This is a genomic window from Aquitalea sp. USM4, assembly GCF_004328945.1.
Taxonomy (GTDB): domain Bacteria; phylum Pseudomonadota; class Gammaproteobacteria; order Burkholderiales; family Chromobacteriaceae; genus Aquitalea; species Aquitalea pelogenes.
In genome coordinates this window covers 1,518,805-1,535,917 of the sequence record NZ_CP029539.1, presented here as the reverse complement: position 1 = coordinate 1,535,917, position 17,113 = coordinate 1,518,805, and the positions used below count along the sequence as shown (strand labels likewise).

Sequence of the window (17,113 nt, the reverse complement as noted above, 5' to 3'; positions counted from 1 at the left end):
GCTTTGTCAGGCGAGCAGGGGCTGGTTATCCTTGTGCCTAGCCCGTTGATCTGTCAGGGCAAAGTGCAGCTTGTTTCACCTGAAGCATTTTATTTCAGCAAGTCGGTCATCCCGGCTTGTTTGTGCGACTGATGTGTTGTTTGCATGGCTGATATGCCCGGACACCGTCATCAGGCGCGCGGTCGGTTTTTCTGCGGCAAGCAGCCAGCTTGCCGGTAATCACGCTTTCCACCATCTCCACGTTGGGAACGGTCGGGTCCTGCCTCTGTGACCCGGCCGATTTTTTTTGTCTGCCATTTGGCACGGCTGGCAAGCGGGCAAGAAAAAAGGCCACTTGCGTGGCCTCAAGATTCGGAGAAAAAGCATCGGGGGCAATGCCCTGTGTTCCCTGTTGCCAGGGGGCTGCTTTTTCGGGTTCCGAGTGTACAACGATGTGCCGGCTGGGGCAAACCGCATGATGGGCAATACCGGGTATCAGTCGCCCAGTGCAGCCAGCAGCTCGGTTTGTTGCTCGGCAATCAGCGCGTCGGTCAGTTCGACCAGGTCGCCATCCATCACGTAATCCAGCTTGTACAGCGTCAGATTGATACGGTGGTCGGTAATGCGGCCTTGCGGATAGTTGTAGGTGCGGATGCGCTCGGAGCGGTCGCCGGAGCCGATCAGGCTCTTGCGCTCGGCTGCTTCCTTCTGCTGCTGCTCGCGGCGCTGGATGTCATTGATACGCGCTGCCAGTACCTGCATGGCGCTGGCCTTGTTGGCATGCTGCGAACGGCCATCCTGACACTCCGCCACAATGCCGGTAGGCAGGTGGGTGATACGGACTGCGGAGTCGGTCTTGTTGATGTGCTGACCGCCGGCACCGCTGGCGCGGAAGGTGTCGATGCGCAGGTCGGCCGGGTTCAGCACCACATCCACCAGTTCGTCCGCTTCGGCCATCACTGCCACGGTGCAGGCCGAGGTATGGATGCGGCCCTGGGTTTCGGTGGCGGGAACGCGCTGCACGCGGTGACCGCCGGATTCGAATTTCAGCTTGGAGTAAGCACCGAAGCCGATGATGCGGACAATGGCTTCCTTGTAGCCACCCAGGTCCGACTCGCTGGCAGAGACGATTTCCACCTGCCAGCGATTGCGTTCGGCAAAGCGGGTGTACATGCGCAGCAGGTCGGCAGCAAACAGCGCGGCTTCGTCGCCGCCGGTGCCGGCGCGGATTTCCAGGAAGATGTTCTTTTCGTCGTTCGGGTCTTTGGGCAGCAGCAGTTTTTGCAGCTCCAGCTCCAGCGCGGCCAGCTTGTCCCGACCTTCGTCGATTTCCAGCTGGGCAAATTCCTTCATGTCCGGGTCGGACAGCATTTCACCCGCGGTGGCGATATCGTTTTCGCACTGCTGGTATTGCTGGAAGGTTTCCACGACCGGGGTCAGCTCGGCGTGTTCACGGGTCAGTTTGCGGAACTGATCCATATCGGCAGTGGCCGATTCGCTGGCCAGAAGATGGGTGACTTCTTCCAGACGATCGGCCAACTGCGACAGTTTTGTCGCAATCGACGGTTTCATTACGACTCCGGGTGTAAGCGGTACAGGCGGGCGATGGTTTCCACCACGGCCGCATGCTCCGCGCCGCTGCCCGAGGACAAGGCCTGGGTGGGCGGGTGCATCAGTTTGTTGGTGAGTTGCAACGACAGGCTTTCCAGCACCTTTTCCGGTTCCGTGCCCTTGGCCAGCTGCTTGAGTGCAGCCTCCAGCGCATGGCGGCGCGTGCGCTCGGCTTCATCGCGCAGGGCGCGGATCAGCGGTACGGTTTCGCGCTTTTTCAGCCAGTCGTTGAATTCGGCCACGCGGGCCTGGATGATGGATTCGGCTTCTTCCGCCGCGCTCTGGCGGGCTTCCTTGCCGACTTCCACGATGCTGGCAATGTCGTCCACCGTGTACAGGTAGACATCATTCAGCTTGCCGACTTCGATTTCGATATCGCGCGGCACCGCCAGGTCCAGCATGAAGATGGGGCGGTGGCGGCGTGCCTTGAGCGCGCGCTCCACCAGGCCCTTGCCTACCAGCGGCAGCTGGCTGGCGGTGGAGGTGACCACCACATCGTAGCGGTGCAACACGTCGGGCAGCTCGGACAGGGTGATGGCATTGCCACCAAACTGCTCGGCCAGTTTCTGCCCCCGCTCCAGTGTGCGGTTGGCAATGGTGATACAGGAGGGTTCGCGGGCGGCAAAGTGGGTGGCCACCAGTTCGATCATCTCCCCGGCGCCGATGAACAGGATGTTCAGTTCGCCAATGGTGGGGAAGATCTGCTCGGCCAGCTTCACCGCTGCAGCGGACATGGATACCGAGCTGGAACCCACCGCCGTGCTGCTGCGTACTTCCTTGGCCACGGCAAAGGTACGCTGGAACAGGCCGTTGAGCAGCGAACCCAGTGTGCCGACATTTTCTGCCGTCCGTACCGCATCCTTCAGCTGGCCCAGGATCTGGGTTTCACCCAGCACCATGGAATCCAGGCCCGAGGCCACGCGGAAAGCATGGCGCGCCGCGCTGCTGGCATCCAGCTGGTACAGGTAGGGGCGCAGTTCTTCCACCGGCAGGCCATGGTATTGCGACAGCCATTGCAAGGCCTGCTCCGGATTATTGCTGTTGCAGTAGATTTCCGTGCGGTTGCAGGTGGAAACAATGGCCGCCTCACGTGCCGCCTGCGAGCCGACCAGGCTTTCCAGTGCGTTGGGCAGCACCTCGGCCGGGAAGGCAAGCTTCTCGCGCACCGATAGCGGAGCTGTGTGGTGATTCAGGCCAAAGGCAACCAGATGCATGGGCGGAACAGGGCTGCAGGGGAAAGGCCATATTCTAGCCTAAGTTAATCGTCAACGTCCCCAATTCCGGGGCTTTGCGGTGCAAATGCCACGCAGCGGCGCACATTCTTCCACGGTGTGGATGGCTACCCGCCGGGTCGTCTTCTGTCTTAACATGGCGGCATACTGAAACAGGAGAGCGATATGTCGCTGAATCTTGCCGATATCCGCCAGGATTATTCGAAGAAAGAACTGTCCCCGGACGACTGCCTGCCCGATGCCATCGCACAGTTCGAAGTATGGCTGAACGAGGCCATGACTGCGCAGGTCCACGAACCCACTGCGATGAACGTGGCCACTGTCGGTGCCGATGGCCGCCCCACTGCACGTATCGTCCTGCTCAAGGGCGTGGAAAACGGCCAGCTGGTGTTCTACACCAACTATCTCAGCCGCAAGGGGCAGCAGCTGGCGGACAATCCCTTTGTTTCCATTACCTTTTTCTGGCCAGAACTGGAACGCCAGGTGCGCGTGGAAGGCCGGGTGCAGCAAGTGGCACCGGAAGTGTCTGACGCTTATTTTGCCAGCCGTCCCTATACCAGCCGGCTGGGTGCCTGGGCCAGCGAACAGAGCACCGAGATCAGCTCCAAGAACGTGCTGGTAAGCCGTGCCGCCATGTTTGGCGTCAAGCATCCGCTGCATGTACCGCGCCCGCCGCACTGGGGTGGTTACGCGGTGATTCCCGACCGGGTGGAGTTCTGGCAGGGCCGCCCCAGCCGACTGCACGACCGCGTGGTCTACCTGCTGCAAGCCGATGCCAGCTGGCAACGGGTGCGACTGGCGCCCTGATACGCGCCAGTAGTCGGGCCAAAGTGTTTAGCTGGCAGGTAACTGGTGTGCCGCCAGCAAATCCTGGGTGAAGGCGCGGACCACCTCGCTTTGCCTGGCGTTTTGCCGTGTCACCAGGTGAAAAGTGGGGTGGTAGCACAGCTGCGCCGCATTGAGTGCCCGCAGCATGCCCTGTTCCACCATGGGGCGGGCGAAGTGCTCCGGCAGAAAGCCCAGGTGATGGCCGGACAGAATCAGGACGGCCATGGCTTCCATATTGTCGGCGCGCGCGGTGACGCGCCAGTTTTCCACCGGTAGCGGGATGTCTGGCAGCGGATAGCTGCGCCAGGCCCAGTCATGCCGGGCGGCTTCTTCCACCGATATATTCCCCGCCTGCAAGAACAACGGGTGCTCCTGGCCGCAATAAGCCAGCTGGTGTTCGGTAAACAGGGGCAGGTATTGCAGGCTGGGCGCGCGGTGCCAGAAATAGCCGATGCCCAGATGGATGTCGCCGTTGATCAGTGCTTCTTCCAGTGTGCCGGGCGGCAGCATGGATAGCATCAGCTCGACCGACTCTTCGCGTTGGCGGAAGCGGCGAATGGTTTCCGACAGGCGCGCATGGGCGCGCATGGTGGTGTGCCCCACCACGCCTATGCGCAACTGTCCTACCAGTTTGCGCTCCAGCTGGCGTGCTTCCACGCAGAAAGCCTCGGCGGCATCCAGCAGATGACGGCTGGCATTGAGCAGCTGGCTGCCCTTGGCGGTAAGGGCAAAGCCGGCGCGGCCACGCTCGCACAGGCGATAACCCAGCCGGGTTTCCAGCGCGGCCAGCTGGTTGCTGATGGTGGACTGGCTGACGTTAAGGGTGGATTGGGCCGCTGAAATGCCGCCAGCATCGACGACGGCACGAAAAACCCTGATAAGGCGTAAATCAAGGCTGGACAGGGTATTGAGCATGGTTTTTCCCAGGTACTGGCGGTGAGTCAGGCCTGTCATTACACACATTCAGATTTATCAATGTAAACAGTGGAATACGGTGATTTTTCCCAAGTTGCCGCCTGAATAGACTGAGCTTCCCTCAACCTCAGTTTCAGGAGTCAGCATGCCTATCACTGAATACAATCAGCCCTTGGGTGGCAATGCCATGCCACGGTTTGGCGGCATTGCCACCATGATGCGCCTGCCCAAGGCAGACACTGCCGCCGGGCTGGATGCCGTGTTTGTCGGCCTGCCGCTGGACATCGGCACCTCCAACCGTAGCGGCACGCGTTTTGGCCCGCGTGAAATCCGCAATGAATCGGTCCTGCTGCGTCCCTACAACATGGGCACCGGCGCCGCGCCCTTCGACACCCTGCAAGTAGCTGATATCGGCGATATCGCCACCAATCCCTACAACCTGCTGGACAGCGTGGCCCGTATCGAAGCCGGCTACCGCGAGTTGCTGCAGCATGAGGTGATTCCGCTGGGCCTGGGCGGTGATCACACCGTCACCCTGCCCATCCTGCGCGCCATCGCAGCCAAGCATGGCCCGGTGGGGCTGATTCATGTCGATGCCCATGCCGACATCAACGACGAAATGTTTGGCGAAAAGATTGCCCACGGCACCACCTTCCGCCGTGCCCAGGAAGAAGGACTGCTGGCGCCGGGGCGCGTGGTACAGATCGGCCTGCGCGGCAGCGGCTATGCGGCCGAGGATTTCGACTGGGCACGCCGTCAGGGTTTTCGCGTGGTACCGGCGGAAGAGTGCTGGAACCGTTCCTTGCAACCGCTGATGCAGGAAGTGCGCCAGCAGCTGGGCGGCGGGCCGGTATACCTGAGTTTTGACATCGACGGCATCGACCCGGCCTTTGCACCCGGCACCGGTACGCCGGAAGTGGCCGGACTGACCTCGGTCCAGGCGCTGGAGATCGTGCGTGGCTGTCACGGCCTGAATCTGGTGGGCTGTGATCTGGTTGAAGTCTCCCCTCCTTACGACACCACCGGTAATACCGCCTTGCTGGGGGCCAATCTCTTGTTCGAGATGCTGTGCGTGCTGCCCGGCGTCACTTTCCGGCGCTAGTCCGTCATCAGGCTGCCGCAGAGCAGCCCAATACATTCCGTTTGAACCGCCAATACATTGCCACCAGGGCAGATTGAAGGAGAGCAACCATGGGACTCGATATCTTTGTCGTGTTCGTTTATATCGCCAGCATGTTATTGCTGGGCTGGCTGGGCATGCGCCGCGCCACCAGCCGGGAAGAATTCCTGGTAGCCGGGCGTAATCTGGGGCCGGGTTTTTACATGGGCACCATGGCCGCCACGGTGCTGGGTGGGGCTTCCACTGTGGGTACGGTAAAACTGGGCTATGTGTACGGCATTTCCGGTTTCTGGCTGTGTGCAGCGCTGGGCTGCGGCATTCTGGTGCTGAACCTGTTCCTGGCCAAACCCCTGCTTAAACTGAAGGTGTTTACCGTCACCCAGATACTGGAGCGCCGCTACAACACCGTAGCGCGGCGGACCAGCGCGCTGGTGATGCTGCTGTATGCCGTCATGCTCTGTGTCACTTCGGTGCTGGCCATTGCCACGGTGATGCAGGTGCTGTTCACCCTGCCGTTCTGGCTGGCGGTCGTGATCGGCGGTGGCGTGGTGGTGGTGTACTCGACCATCGGTGGCATGTGGTCGCTGACCCTGACCGACATCGTGCAGTTCCTGATCAAGACCATCGGGCTGATGTTCATCCTGCTGCCGATCTGCCTGCACCGGGTGGGTGGCTGGGAACAACTGCAGGCCAAGCTGCCTGCTTCCTATTTCAGCTTTACCAGCATTGGTGGCGACACCATCCTCACCTATTTTGTCATTTACTTCTTCGGCATCCTGATTGGCCAGGATATCTGGCAGCGGGTGTTCACCGCGCGCAGTGACGGCGTGGCGCGCTATGCCGGCACCGTTGCCGGGCTGTACTGCATTGTGTACGGGCTGGTGTGTGCGGCCATCGGCATGGCCACCAAGGTGTTGCTGCCCGACCTGGCCGTCCCGGCCAATGCCTTCGCCGCCATGGTGAAGGACGGCCTGCCCGATGGCATCCGCGGCCTGGTGATTGCCGCCGCGCTGGCGGCCATGATGTCCACGGCCAGTGCCGCCCTGCTGGCCGCCTCCACTACGCTGAGCGAAGACCTGATCGTCAGCGACCGGGGTGGCTTGTGGCTAAACCGCATTCTGACCTTGCTGGTGGGGGGCGTGGTGCTGCTGCTGGCCATGGTAGTGCATGATGTGCTCACCGCCCTGACCCTGGCTTACAACCTGCTGGTGGCAGGCATGCTGGTGCCCTTGCTGGGCGCGATATTCTGGCCGCGCGCCACCACCGCCGGGGCAATTGTCAGCATGGTACTGGGCTGTGGTACGGCCATCCTGGCGATGCTGAGTTATGGACTGGATTCCAACCTGCCCATCTACCAGAGCCTGGTCGTGGCCCTGCTCAGCTTTGTCCTGGTCAGCCTGATGACCGCACGCGGCAGTCAGGTGGCTGCCCGCCTGTAAGCGGCGCTGCTTCTTTCGGCAAGTATAAGGCCGCTACCCGCAGGGGTAGCGGCCATTTCCATGAAAGGTTTTCATCATGCGAAACCAGCAGGAGCAGCTTGCAGCCGGCATGCAGGCGCTGACGGTATGCGTGTTTGATGGTGGTTGGAATCTGCCCTTGTGGGCAGCACAGCAGCAGGGTTTTTTTGCGGCCAACGGACTGGCCATCACGCTGGAATACACCGCCAGTTCTCGCCAGATCATCGCAGGCTTTCTGGATGGCCGTTACCCGGTGGTGCTGTTGAGTGCGGACAATATTATTGCTTACCAGCAGAACCGGGCCGAGCTGCCGGTACCGGGCGAACCCGATGCCGTGATGTTCATGGGCGGGGATGACGGCCTGCTCAGTCTGGTCGCCGCTCCGGGAATCTCCAGTATGGCCGGACTTGGCCAGCGCATTATCGGGGTGGATGCACCCGACACCGGTTTTGCCCTGGTGCTGTATGCCTTGCTGGAGCAGGCCGGGCTCAGCCGTGGCGAGGTGACCATTGCTTCGCTTGGCAGTACCGAAGAACGCTACCAGGCCTTGCTGGCCGGGCGGTGCCAGGCCTCGCTGTTACGCACGCCGTATGAGCTGATGGCGGTAGCGCAAGGCTGTCGGGTATTGGCGCAGACGGCAGACATCCTGCCGCATTATCAAGGTACGGTGGGCGCGGTGCGTCAGCGCTGGGCAGACAGCCATCCGGCCCAGCTGGCGGGATTTCTGGCGGCCTACCGTGCCGCACTGGACTGGTGTGGGCAGCAGGCCGATGCCGCCACCACCCTGTTGCAGCAGAATATTGCCGGGCTAGGCCGCCAGGCGGCCGCGCAGGCTTATGCGCGGCTGATGGACCCCCGGCGCGGCTTGCGCCGTGATTTGCAAATAGACCGCATCGGCATGGACGCGGTACAGGATTTACGTCTGCGTTATCTGCCCGGCGCAGCCGGACAGGAGGCCCGACTGCGCTATCTGGATGGCTGCTGACATCGTCTGGGCTGGACTGCGATTCAGCCCAGCAGATGTTCTGCGTGAAAGCGCAGCTGTGCTTCGATCAGGCTGGCGATGAAGTAATAGCTGTGGTCGTAGCCCTGATGGCGGTGTAACTGCAAGGCATGGCCGGCGCTGCGGGCAGCAGCTTCCAGTGCATCCGGCTTCAGCTGGTTTTCCAGAAAGGCATCGGCCAGGCCGATATCCACCCGCAGCGGCGGTATCTGCGGTACCTGGCCCAGCAAATGGCAGGCATCCCACTCCAGCCATTGCTGACGGTCTTCACCCAGATAGGCGGCAAAGGCCTTCTGCCCCCACGGCACATTCACCGGGTTGGCAATCGGGCTGAAGGCCGAAACCGATACATAATCCTGCGGTCGCTTGAGTGCGCAGACCAGCGCACCATGCCCGCCCATGGAATGACCGGCAATGGCACGGCGCGGGCTGACCGGGAAGTGCGCTTCGATCAGCGCCGGCAGTTCGCGGCTGACATAGTCGTACATCCGGTAATGGCGGTTCCACGGTGCCTGGGTGGCATTAAGGTAAAAGCCCGCGCCCTGGCCCAGGTCGTAGGCGGGGTCGTCCGCCACATCCTCGCCGCGCGGGCTGGTGTCCGGTGCCACGATGGCAATGCCCAGTTCGGCGGCAATACGCTGCGCACCGGCTTTCTGCATGAAGTTTTCGTCAGTGCAGGTCAGGCCGGACAGCCAGTACAGCACCGGCACCTTGTCGCCCTGTGCCGCTTGCGGCGGCAGGTAGACGGCAAAGCGCATGCGGCAGGCCAGTACCGCCGAATCGTGCAGATACTGCTTGTGCCAGCCACCAAAGCAGCGGTTGCTGCTGATGTTTTCCAGATTCATTTTCGTCCCCCGGTAACATGCCGGGCCGGCAACTGGGGCGGCCCGGCCACATGGCGCTTAGTCTTTGCCGTAATGAATCACGGAACGAATGCTCTTGCCCTCATGCATCAGCTCGAATGCGGTGTTCACTTCTTCCAGCGGCATGGTGTGGGTGATGAAGTCGTCCAGGCGGAATTCACCCTTCAGGTAGCGTTCCACATAGGTGGGCAGTTCGGAACGGCCACGCACACCGCCAAAGGCCGAGCCGCGCCATACCCGGCCGGTCACCAGCTGGAAGGGACGGGTGGAGATTTCCTGACCGGCACCGGCCACGCCGATGATCACCGACTCGCCCCAGCCCTTGTGGCAGCACTCCAGCGCCGAGCGCATTACATTGACGTTGCCGATGCACTCGAAAGAGAAGTCCACGCCGCCATCGGTCATTTCCACGATCACGTCCTGAATCGGCTTGTCGAACAGCGTGGGATTGATGCAGTCGGTGGCACCCAGTTTTTTCGCCAGTTCGAACTTGCTCTCATTGATGTCGATGCCGATGATGCGGCTGGCCCCGGCCATGCGCGCGCCGATGATGGCCGACAGGCCGATGCCGCCCAGGCCGAAGATGGCCACGGTATCGCCCGCCTTCACCTTGGCAGTGTTCACCACCGCACCCATGCCCGTGGTGACGCCACAACCCAGCAGGCACACTTCTTCCAGCGGCGCGGCCTTGTTCACCTTGGCCAGCGAGATTTCCGGCAGCACGGTGTATTCGGCAAAGGTGGAAGTGCCCATGTAGTGGTAGATGGGCTGGCCGTCCTTGGAGAAGCGCGTGGTGCCGTCCGGCATCAGGCCCTTGCCCTGGGTGGCACGGATTTTCTGGCACAGATTGGTCTTGCCGGACTTGCAGAACTTGCATTCGCCACATTCCGGCGTGTACAGCGGAATCACATGGTCGCCCACCGCCACGCTGCTGACGCCTTCGCCCACCGACTCCACAATGCCGCCGCCTTCATGGCCCAGGATGCAGGGGAAGATGCCTTCCGGGTCGGCACCGGACAGGGTGTAGGCATCGGTATGGCACACGCCGGTGGCCACCAGCTTCACCCGTACTTCACCAGCCTTGGGCGGGGCCACTTCCACTTCCTCTATGGACAGCGGCTGACCGGCAGCCCAGGCAACGGCGGCCTTGCACTTGATGATGTCTTGACTCATGGCGATCTCCTGACGGGGTAATCCGCCTCCGCCACGGCATGCATGCGGCGTTGTGCGGGGCGGTTGAGTAGGGATGCTGGCTGGCAGCAGTAAAGCGCCATTGTATTGCGACTGTTTTTGCCGATAATCTGCCTAATCGGTAAATGATTTTTTCACAGGAGTAATAATGGCGGCATGGCAAGGGGTAAGCGAATTCGTCAGCGTGGCCGAACTGGGCAGCTTTACCCGTGCTGCCCGTGCGCTGGACTTGTCAGTCGCGCAGGTCAGCCGCGAAATCACCCGGCTGGAACAGCGCCTGCATGTGCAGCTGCTGTACCGCACCACCCGCCAGCTGACGCTGACCGAAAGCGGCCAGCTGTACTTGCAGCATTGCCGCCAGTTGCTGGACGGGCTGGACGAGGCCGAACGCGCGCTGTCGCTGCATCAGGCCGTGCCGCAGGGCAGGCTCAAGCTCACCGCGCCGGTGGCCTATGGCGAAAGCCATATTGCCCCGCTGATCACGGCCTTTTTGCAACAATATCCGGCGCTGGATATCCAGCTCAACCTCACCAACCAGGTGCTGGACCTGGTGGCCGAAGGCTATGACCTGGCCATCCGGCTTGGGCATCTGAGTGAATCCAGCCTGGTGGCGCGACGGCTGGCCAGTCGCCGCCAGCATGTGTGCGCGGCCCCGGCTTATTTGCAGCGTCACGGCCTGCCCAACAGCCTGTCCGAACTGGAGGGCCACAACTGCCTGCTGGGCAGCAACGACTTCTGGCATTTGCAGGAAGGCGGCAAGCGCCGCCTGCTAAGGGTGAAGGGCAGCCTGCGCTGCAACAGCGGCCACGCGCTGACCCATGCCGCGCTGCAAGGCGTGGGCATCGTCCAGCTGCCGGATTACTACGTGGCGCGTCATCTGCACAGCGGTGCGCTGGTGGAATTGCTGACCGCTTATCAGGAGCCGGACGAAGGCATTTGGGCGTTGTACCCGCACAAGCGTCAGCTCTCGCCCAAGGTGCGCATGCTGGTGGACCATCTGGCTGAGTGCCTGCCCGGCTTCAAGCCGCTTCAAGCCTGACGCTGGCTGGTTTGCAGGCGTGGCTGGCGATGGTAATGCCGGTATTTCAACATGAGGCACAGGGTGATGAGGGCGGCAGGCCAGAACAGCGCGCTGAAAATCACCCCCGGAGCCATCTGCTGGCGTAGCAGCTCGGCACCCAGCAGCACCCCGCTGATGGCCCCGAAACGGCCCACTCCCAACATGCTGCCCACGCCGGTGGCCCGGCAGTGGGTGGGATAAAACCCGGCCGCCATCGATGACAGCGCCGACTGTCCGCCGCCAGAAGCAAAGCCCATGAAAAACACCAGGCTGCCCAGCAACCAGCCTTGTTCACCCTGTCCCACGCTATTGCCCACCACCCAGGCCAGCACACCTGCCGCCAGATAGGTGCCGGCCAGTACCTTGTTGGATTCGTGGCGACCCATCAGCCAGCCCACCACGATGGAGCCCACGCCGCCGCCAATGGGAAACAGCGCACTGATCAGCGAAAACTGTTGCAGGCTCAGCCCGGCCTCTTTCAGCAGCAGCGGCATCCAGTTCACCCCCATGTAGTAAATCAGCATGCTCATGAAACAGCACAGCCACAGCAGCAGCGTGCCCATCGTCCAGGGTTGGCTCAGGACTTCGCGCCAGCTGCTGTTGGCAGGTGTGTGCTGTTGTTCGCCCAGACTGAAATGCTGCGCCCCTGCGAGGCCGGGGTGACGGGAAATGCGCTGCAAAATGCGCCGGATACGCTCGGTACTGGCCTGGCGCGCCACCAGATAGCGCACCGATTCCGGCATTTTCCAGGCCAGCAGCAGGCACAGCAGCAGAGGGACAATACCGCCCAGCAACATCAGTGATGGCCAGCCATACAGCGGCAGCAACCAGCCGGCACACAGGCCACCGGCACCGGCCCCCAGCGGAAAGCCGCACAGCATGGCACTCACCAGCATGGCGCGGTGCCGGGCAGGGGCGTATTCGGACAGCAGGGTGATGGTATTGGGCAGGGCGGCACCCAGGCCGATGCCGGTCAGCAGGCGGTAAACGGTAAGAACAGAGAGCGAATCGGCCCAGGCGGTGATGAGGCTGCCAAGGCCGAACAGCAATACCGACCACAGCAATGCCGGTTTGCGCCCCAGCCGGTCGGCCAGCGGCCCGGCCAGCAAGGCACCGATGGCCAGCCCGAACAGGGCCGCGCTCAGGGCCTGGCCCAGCTGGGGTTTGCTCAGGCCCCATTGCTCCATCAGCGAAGGCACGATATAGGCCACGGCGGCCAGATCGTAGCCATCCAGAAACATCACCAGAAAACACAGCAGCAAAATCAACAACTGATAAGGACCAAAACCGGCTTCGTCGATCAGGTCCTCGACATTCAGGGAGGTGGACATGGCTAGAACTCCTGACCGGACAGCGGGCTGCCCGGTGCAAAGGGGGTGATTACAGCTTGATGCAGACGTTGCTGATGTCGGAGTAGAAGTCCAGCGAGTAGCGCCCGCCCTCGCGGCCCATGCCGGACAGCTTGCTGCCGCCAAACGGTGTGCGCAGGTCGCGGGCGTACCAGGTGTTCACCCATACGATGCCGGTATGGATGCGGCGGGCCAGCCGGTGCGCGCGGTCCAGCCGGGTGGTCCACAGTGCGCAAGCCAGGCCATAGGGGCTGTCGTTAATGCGCTGCAGTACTTCATCGTCACGGTCGAACGGGGCGATATGGCAGACCGGGCCAAACACTTCCTCGCGCACGCAACGGGCGTGGTCGGACAAACCCGTCCAGATGGTGGGGCGCACGTAAGCCCCCTGATCTCGCGCATCGCCAAAGTGTGGCACCTCGCCGCCGGTCACCACGCGTGCGCCTTCTTCCCGCGCCAGCGCAAAGTAAGACAGCACTTTTTCCCGGTGCTTGTGCGAAACCAGCGGGCCAAGATCGACGTTTTCTTCTGCCGGATAGCCTATTTTCAGCGCCTCCGCGCGCTGTTTCAGGGCGGCGACAAAGCGGTCGAAAATGGGCCGTTCCACATAAACCCGCTCCGAACACAGGCACACCTGCCCGGTATTGAAGAAGGAAGAACGCGTTACGCCCTCCACCGCGGCGTCGAAGTCGGCATCGGCAAACACCACGGCGGCATTCTTGCCACCCAGCTCGAACGACACTTCCTTCACCCCGTCAGCCACCGCCTTCATGATGGCGCTGCCGGTGCGGGATTCGCCGGTAAAGGACACGGCGCTGATCTGCGGCTGGCGGGTGAGGTATTCCCCGGCAGAGCCCGGCCCGAAACCATGCACCAGGTTGAACACCCCGGGCGGCAGGCCGGCATCGTGCATCACCTGCGCCAGCAGGGTGGCGGACGACGGTGTTTCTTCCGAGGGCTTGCACACCACGGTATTGCCCATGGCCAGCGCCGGGCCCAGCTTCCAGGTCAGCAACAACAGCGGCAGGTTCCACGGCGAAATCACCGCCACCACGCCCAGCGGCTTGCGCACGGTGTAGTTGAACAGTACGCCGCCATCGGCCTGCGGGGTTTCGCAGCTTTCGCTTACCGCGGTGGCGGCCAGGTCGGCAAAGGTACGGAAGTTGGCAATGGCCCGCGGTACATCCAGCGTACGCGCCAGGTGCACCGGGCGGCCGGTGTCGGCCACTTCGGCGGCGACAAATTCCTCGAAGCGCGCCTCGATGCCATCGGCCACCTTATGCAAAAGTTGTGTGCGTGCGGTCACGCTCATGCTGCCCCAGGGGCCATGCAGCGCCTGTGCCGCAGCTTGCGCAGCGGCGGCTACTTCGGCCTCGCCGGCTTCGGCCACCTGGCAGATCAGGCTGCCATCCACCGGACTGATATTGTCAAAGCGGGCAAGCCCGGTACTGAGAAACTGGCCGTTGACGTATAGCGGCAGTATTGCTGGACTGGACATGGCAATTCCTCCATTCAAAGCCCATGCTGCATCAGCGCAGGATGGGTGAAGGCGAGTGTAGGAAGGGCCCTGCCATGATTGAAAATGAATAAATCGGGCTTTGCTATGCCTGATTTTTATACAGCTGCCGACTCCTGCATGTCCTGGCCCACCTGTTTCAGGTAGTCGATCAACTTGCGGCTGGCCGGGGTCAGCGGCTTGTCATGGCGCACCGAATAACCCACCGCAGCCGGTGGCCCCACCTCGCCCAGCGGCAATATCGCCAGCAGCCCGGCTGTTTCAAAGCGGCGTGCCGCTTGCAAGGGCATCAGGCCCAGACAGTCGGACTCCACCAGCAAATTGACATTGGTGAGCAAGGACAGCGATTCGAGCAGGTTGTCCGGCATGGCCAGCCCGGCGTCGACAAAAAACTGTTCGGCCACCCGGCGGGCCGGGGAATCCGGTGGCGGCACAATCCAGGGCCAGTGCTGCAGCGCGTCCAGCGTCAGTGCGCTGGCGGCCAGTAGCGGGTGACGGCTGCCCGCCACGATGCACAGGCTGTTGCGGTACAGGGGCTGGTGGCGTAGTGGCAGCTTGCGGGTGAACGGATCGTCCAGGTCCGGCAGGCGTCCCACCACCAGATCCAGCTCGCCGGAAGCCAGTGCGGGAAACAGATAATCCTGTGGCCCCTCACGCACGGTAATCAGTAATCTGGGCGCCGTCGCTTTCAGTCGCAAAATGGCGCGCGGCAGCAGGCTGGAGCTGGCGGAAATCTGCGTGCCCACCACCACATGGCCACTGATGCCGCCCTTGAAGGTATTCAATTCGTCGGTGAGATAGCGCAGTTCTGCCATCACCGCTTTCACCCGCTCACCCAGCAACACGCCGTATTCGGTGGGCGAGACCCCGCGATTGTTGCGGTGGAGCAATTCGGTATCCAGCTGCACTTCCAGTTCACGAATGGCCTTGGTGACCGCAGGCTGGGTCAGGTTCAGTTCGCGGGCGGCGCGGGCGATGGACTGACAGCGCAATACCCGGTCGAAAACCAGCAAGGGGCGCAGCTTCAGCCGGTTGAGCACAATGTCGTTGATGGAAAACAGCGCTTGTTCACCCATGACTCTCTCCCGCTCTGCAATGGCAGTGACTATGGCATAACTTTCCGGCATGGCAGAAGCCGGATTATTCATTTTTTGGCACTGATAACGGCTCATACACTGGACTGCGTTTCCACTGAGGCGGCCCGGCCACTTCCGGCCTTGTCCCCATCTTTGCAGGAGAACGCAGTGAGCAATTCCCTCAATCCCGCCCAGCATGAGGCTGCCTTGCAGTTGCGCATGGCGGCCGAGCACGGCCAGCCCTGTGCGCCGGTGCGCAGCCTGCTGGGCGAGCTGGATGTCGATGCCGCCTATGCGGTGCAAACCCTCAACGTCCAGCACGCCCTCACACAAGGCCGACGCCTGGTGGGCAGCAAGATCGGCCTCACCTCCCGCGCAGTCCAGCAGCAGCTGGGCGTGGCGCAACCGGACTTTGGCCGCCTGTTTGCCGACATGGCCATTGCCGATGGCGAAGAAATCGCCATCCAGCGCCTGCTGCAACCCAAGGTCGAAGCCGAAATTGCGCTGGTGCTGGGGCGCGACCTGCCGCACGAAAAGCACACGCTGGCCGACCTGATTGGCGCGGTGGACTACCTGCTGCCGGCCATCGAAGTGGTGGACAGCCGTATTGCCGGCTGGGACATCCGCATCAGCGACACCATTGCCGACAATGCCTCCTCCGGCCTGTTCGTGCTGGGCAGCCGCCCGGTACTGCTGCGCGAGGTGGACGTGGTGGGCTGCGGCATGGTGCTGGAGCGCAAGGGCGAGCCGGAAAGTGTCGGCGGCGGTGCCGCCTGTCTGGGCAATCCGCTGCTGGCGGCCTGCTGGCTGGCCGACACCCTGGCCCGGCGCGGCGATGCGCTGAAAGCCGGCGACATCGTGCTGACTGGCGCGCTGGGGCCGATGGTGCCGGTGCGCGCCGGCGATGTATTCACCGCCCGCATCCAGGGCCTGGGGCAGGTATCCGCCCGTTTTGCCACCACACAGGGAGAGGCAGCATGAAACCCACACGTATCAAGGCCGCCATCATTGGCTCCGGCAATATCGGCAGTGATTTGATGATCAAGCTGCTGCGCCATGGCGAAGCCATCGAACTGGTGGCCATGGTCGGCATCGACGCCGCTTCGGACGGTCTGGCCCGTGCCAAACGGCTGGGGCTGGCCACCACCCATCAGGGCCTGGACGGCCTGCTGGCGCTGCCAGAATTCGCCGATATCAGGATCGTGTTCGATGCCACCTCGGCCGGTGCGCATGTGGAACACAACCGCGTGCTGCAACAGCATGGCGTGCGGGTGATCGACCTCACCCCGGCGGCCATCGGCCCCTATGTGGTGCCGGTGGTCAATCTGGAAGCCCACCTGGACGCGGTCAACATCAATATGGTCACCTGCGGCGGCCAGGCCACCATTCCCATGGTGGCGGCGGTCAACAGCGTCACCCCGGTGCTGTATGGCGAAATTGTCGCCTCGATTGCCAGCAAATCCGCCGGCCCCGGCACCCGCGCCAATATCGACGAATTCACCGAAACCACCTCGCAGGCCATTGTCAGCGTGGGTGGTGCGCGCCAGGGCAAGGCCATCATCATCCTGAACCCGGCCGAACCGCCGCTGATGATGCGCGACACCGTGTTCTGCCTCACCGGCCCGGCCGACCGTGCCGCCATTGCTGCCGCCGTGGAGCAAATGGCCGCCAGGGTGAAAGCTTATGTGCCCGGTTACCGCCTGAAGCAGGCGGTGCAATTCGAAGACATCCCCGCTGCGGATGCCGCCGCTTATCCCGGCCTGGGGCCAGAAGGCGGACTCAAGGTGTCCATCTTCATCGAGGTGGAAGGTGCCGCCCACTATCTGCCTGCCTATGCCGGCAACCTGGACATCATGACTTCCGCCGCCATGGCCTGCGGTGAACGCCTGGCCACCCGACTGCTGCAAGCCTGA

General features: G+C 62.5%; 15 protein-coding genes. 7 read left to right on the top strand and 8 right to left on the bottom strand.

Annotated elements, in window-relative coordinates:
• Window positions 1-474: 474 nt before the first annotated feature.
• Together prfA and hemA are read right to left on the bottom strand one after the other, a co-directional pair.
• A complete protein-coding gene (gene prfA, locus DKK66_RS07275; RefSeq protein WP_045848436.1) occupies window positions 475-1,551 on the bottom strand; it encodes a peptide chain release factor 1 in 1,077 nt (358 codons plus the stop codon).
• Entirely contained in the window at window positions 1,551-2,804 is a 1,254-nt protein-coding gene (gene hemA, locus DKK66_RS07270; protein WP_045848435.1) for a glutamyl-tRNA reductase, read from the bottom strand. The genes prfA and hemA overlap by 1 nt, the downstream gene beginning before the upstream one ends.
• A gap of 183 nt (window positions 2,805-2,987) precedes the next feature.
• Between hemA and pdxH the strand changes: the two genes are divergently transcribed.
• Complete coding sequence (gene pdxH / locus DKK66_RS07265) at window positions 2,988-3,629, top strand: pyridoxamine 5'-phosphate oxidase (RefSeq protein WP_062790534.1); 642 nt, start codon at window positions 2,988-2,990, stop codon at window positions 3,627-3,629.
• A 27-nt stretch (window positions 3,630-3,656) separates the two neighbouring features.
• On the opposite strand, the gene DKK66_RS07260 is transcribed toward pdxH, so the two are convergent.
• The gene (locus DKK66_RS07260; RefSeq protein ID WP_242673583.1) at window positions 3,657-4,604 is read right to left on the bottom strand and encodes a LysR family transcriptional regulator; all 948 of its coding nucleotides are present in this window, start codon (window positions 4,602-4,604) and stop codon (window positions 3,657-3,659) included.
• A gap of 106 nt (window positions 4,605-4,710) precedes the next feature.
• Between DKK66_RS07260 and speB the strand changes: the two genes are divergently transcribed.
• The 3 genes from speB (at window position 4,711) to DKK66_RS07245 (ending at window position 8,127) form a co-directional block, all read left to right on the top strand.
• Entirely contained in the window at window positions 4,711-5,667 is a 957-nt protein-coding gene (gene speB / locus DKK66_RS07255; RefSeq protein ID WP_131356697.1) for an agmatinase, read from the top strand.
• 89 nt (window positions 5,668-5,756) lie between these two features.
• Window positions 5,757-7,124, top strand: coding sequence for a sodium:solute symporter (locus tag DKK66_RS07250; RefSeq protein ID WP_062790530.1), 1,368 nt, complete (start codon window positions 5,757-5,759; stop codon window positions 7,122-7,124).
• A gap of 76 nt (window positions 7,125-7,200) precedes the next feature.
• Window positions 7,201-8,127 carry an ABC transporter substrate-binding protein gene (locus tag DKK66_RS07245; RefSeq protein ID WP_131356695.1) on the top strand — a complete coding sequence of 309 codons (927 nt, stop codon included), beginning with the start codon at window positions 7,201-7,203 and terminating at the stop codon, window positions 8,125-8,127.
• Between the two features lie 23 nt (window positions 8,128-8,150).
• On the opposite strand, the gene fghA is transcribed toward DKK66_RS07245, so the two are convergent.
• Both fghA and DKK66_RS07235 read right to left on the bottom strand, forming a co-directional pair.
• Window positions 8,151-8,984 (bottom strand): S-formylglutathione hydrolase, encoded by an 834-nt coding sequence (gene fghA, locus DKK66_RS07240; RefSeq protein WP_207389883.1) that lies wholly within the window; start codon window positions 8,982-8,984, stop codon window positions 8,151-8,153.
• Between the two features lie 63 nt (window positions 8,985-9,047).
• Window positions 9,048-10,169: an S-(hydroxymethyl)glutathione dehydrogenase/class III alcohol dehydrogenase gene (locus tag DKK66_RS07235; protein WP_370302992.1), complete on the bottom strand. Its 1,122-nt coding sequence runs from the start codon at window positions 10,167-10,169 to the stop codon at window positions 9,048-9,050.
• A 178-nt stretch (window positions 10,170-10,347) separates the two neighbouring features.
• Between DKK66_RS07235 and DKK66_RS07230 the strand changes: the two genes are divergently transcribed.
• The gene (locus tag DKK66_RS07230) at window positions 10,348-11,238 is read left to right on the top strand and encodes a LysR substrate-binding domain-containing protein (RefSeq protein WP_131356689.1); all 891 of its coding nucleotides are present in this window, start codon (window positions 10,348-10,350) and stop codon (window positions 11,236-11,238) included.
• On the opposite strand, the gene DKK66_RS07225 is transcribed toward DKK66_RS07230, so the two are convergent.
• From DKK66_RS07225 to DKK66_RS07215, 3 genes are all read right to left on the bottom strand, one after another.
• Window positions 11,229-12,590, bottom strand: coding sequence for an MFS transporter (locus DKK66_RS07225; protein WP_131356687.1), 1,362 nt, complete (start codon window positions 12,588-12,590; stop codon window positions 11,229-11,231). The genes DKK66_RS07230 and DKK66_RS07225 overlap by 10 nt on opposite strands.
• A gap of 49 nt (window positions 12,591-12,639) precedes the next feature.
• Window positions 12,640-14,106, bottom strand: coding sequence for a 2-hydroxymuconic semialdehyde dehydrogenase (locus tag DKK66_RS07220; protein WP_131356685.1), 1,467 nt, complete (start codon window positions 14,104-14,106; stop codon window positions 12,640-12,642).
• 116 nt (window positions 14,107-14,222) lie between these two features.
• On the bottom strand, window positions 14,223-15,200 hold the full coding sequence (locus tag DKK66_RS07215) for a LysR substrate-binding domain-containing protein (RefSeq protein WP_045848444.1): 978 nt from the start codon (window positions 15,198-15,200) through the stop codon (window positions 14,223-14,225).
• A gap of 168 nt (window positions 15,201-15,368) precedes the next feature.
• Here DKK66_RS07215 and DKK66_RS07210 point away from each other — a divergent pair, with 168 nt between their 5' ends.
• Together DKK66_RS07210 and DKK66_RS07205 are read left to right on the top strand one after the other, a co-directional pair.
• Window positions 15,369-16,181 carry a 2-keto-4-pentenoate hydratase gene (locus DKK66_RS07210; RefSeq protein WP_269429372.1) on the top strand — a complete coding sequence of 271 codons (813 nt, stop codon included), beginning with the start codon at window positions 15,369-15,371 and terminating at the stop codon, window positions 16,179-16,181.
• Entirely contained in the window at window positions 16,178-17,113 is a 936-nt protein-coding gene (locus DKK66_RS07205; protein WP_131356683.1) for an acetaldehyde dehydrogenase (acetylating), read from the top strand. Before DKK66_RS07210 ends, DKK66_RS07205 begins: the two co-directional genes overlap by 4 nt.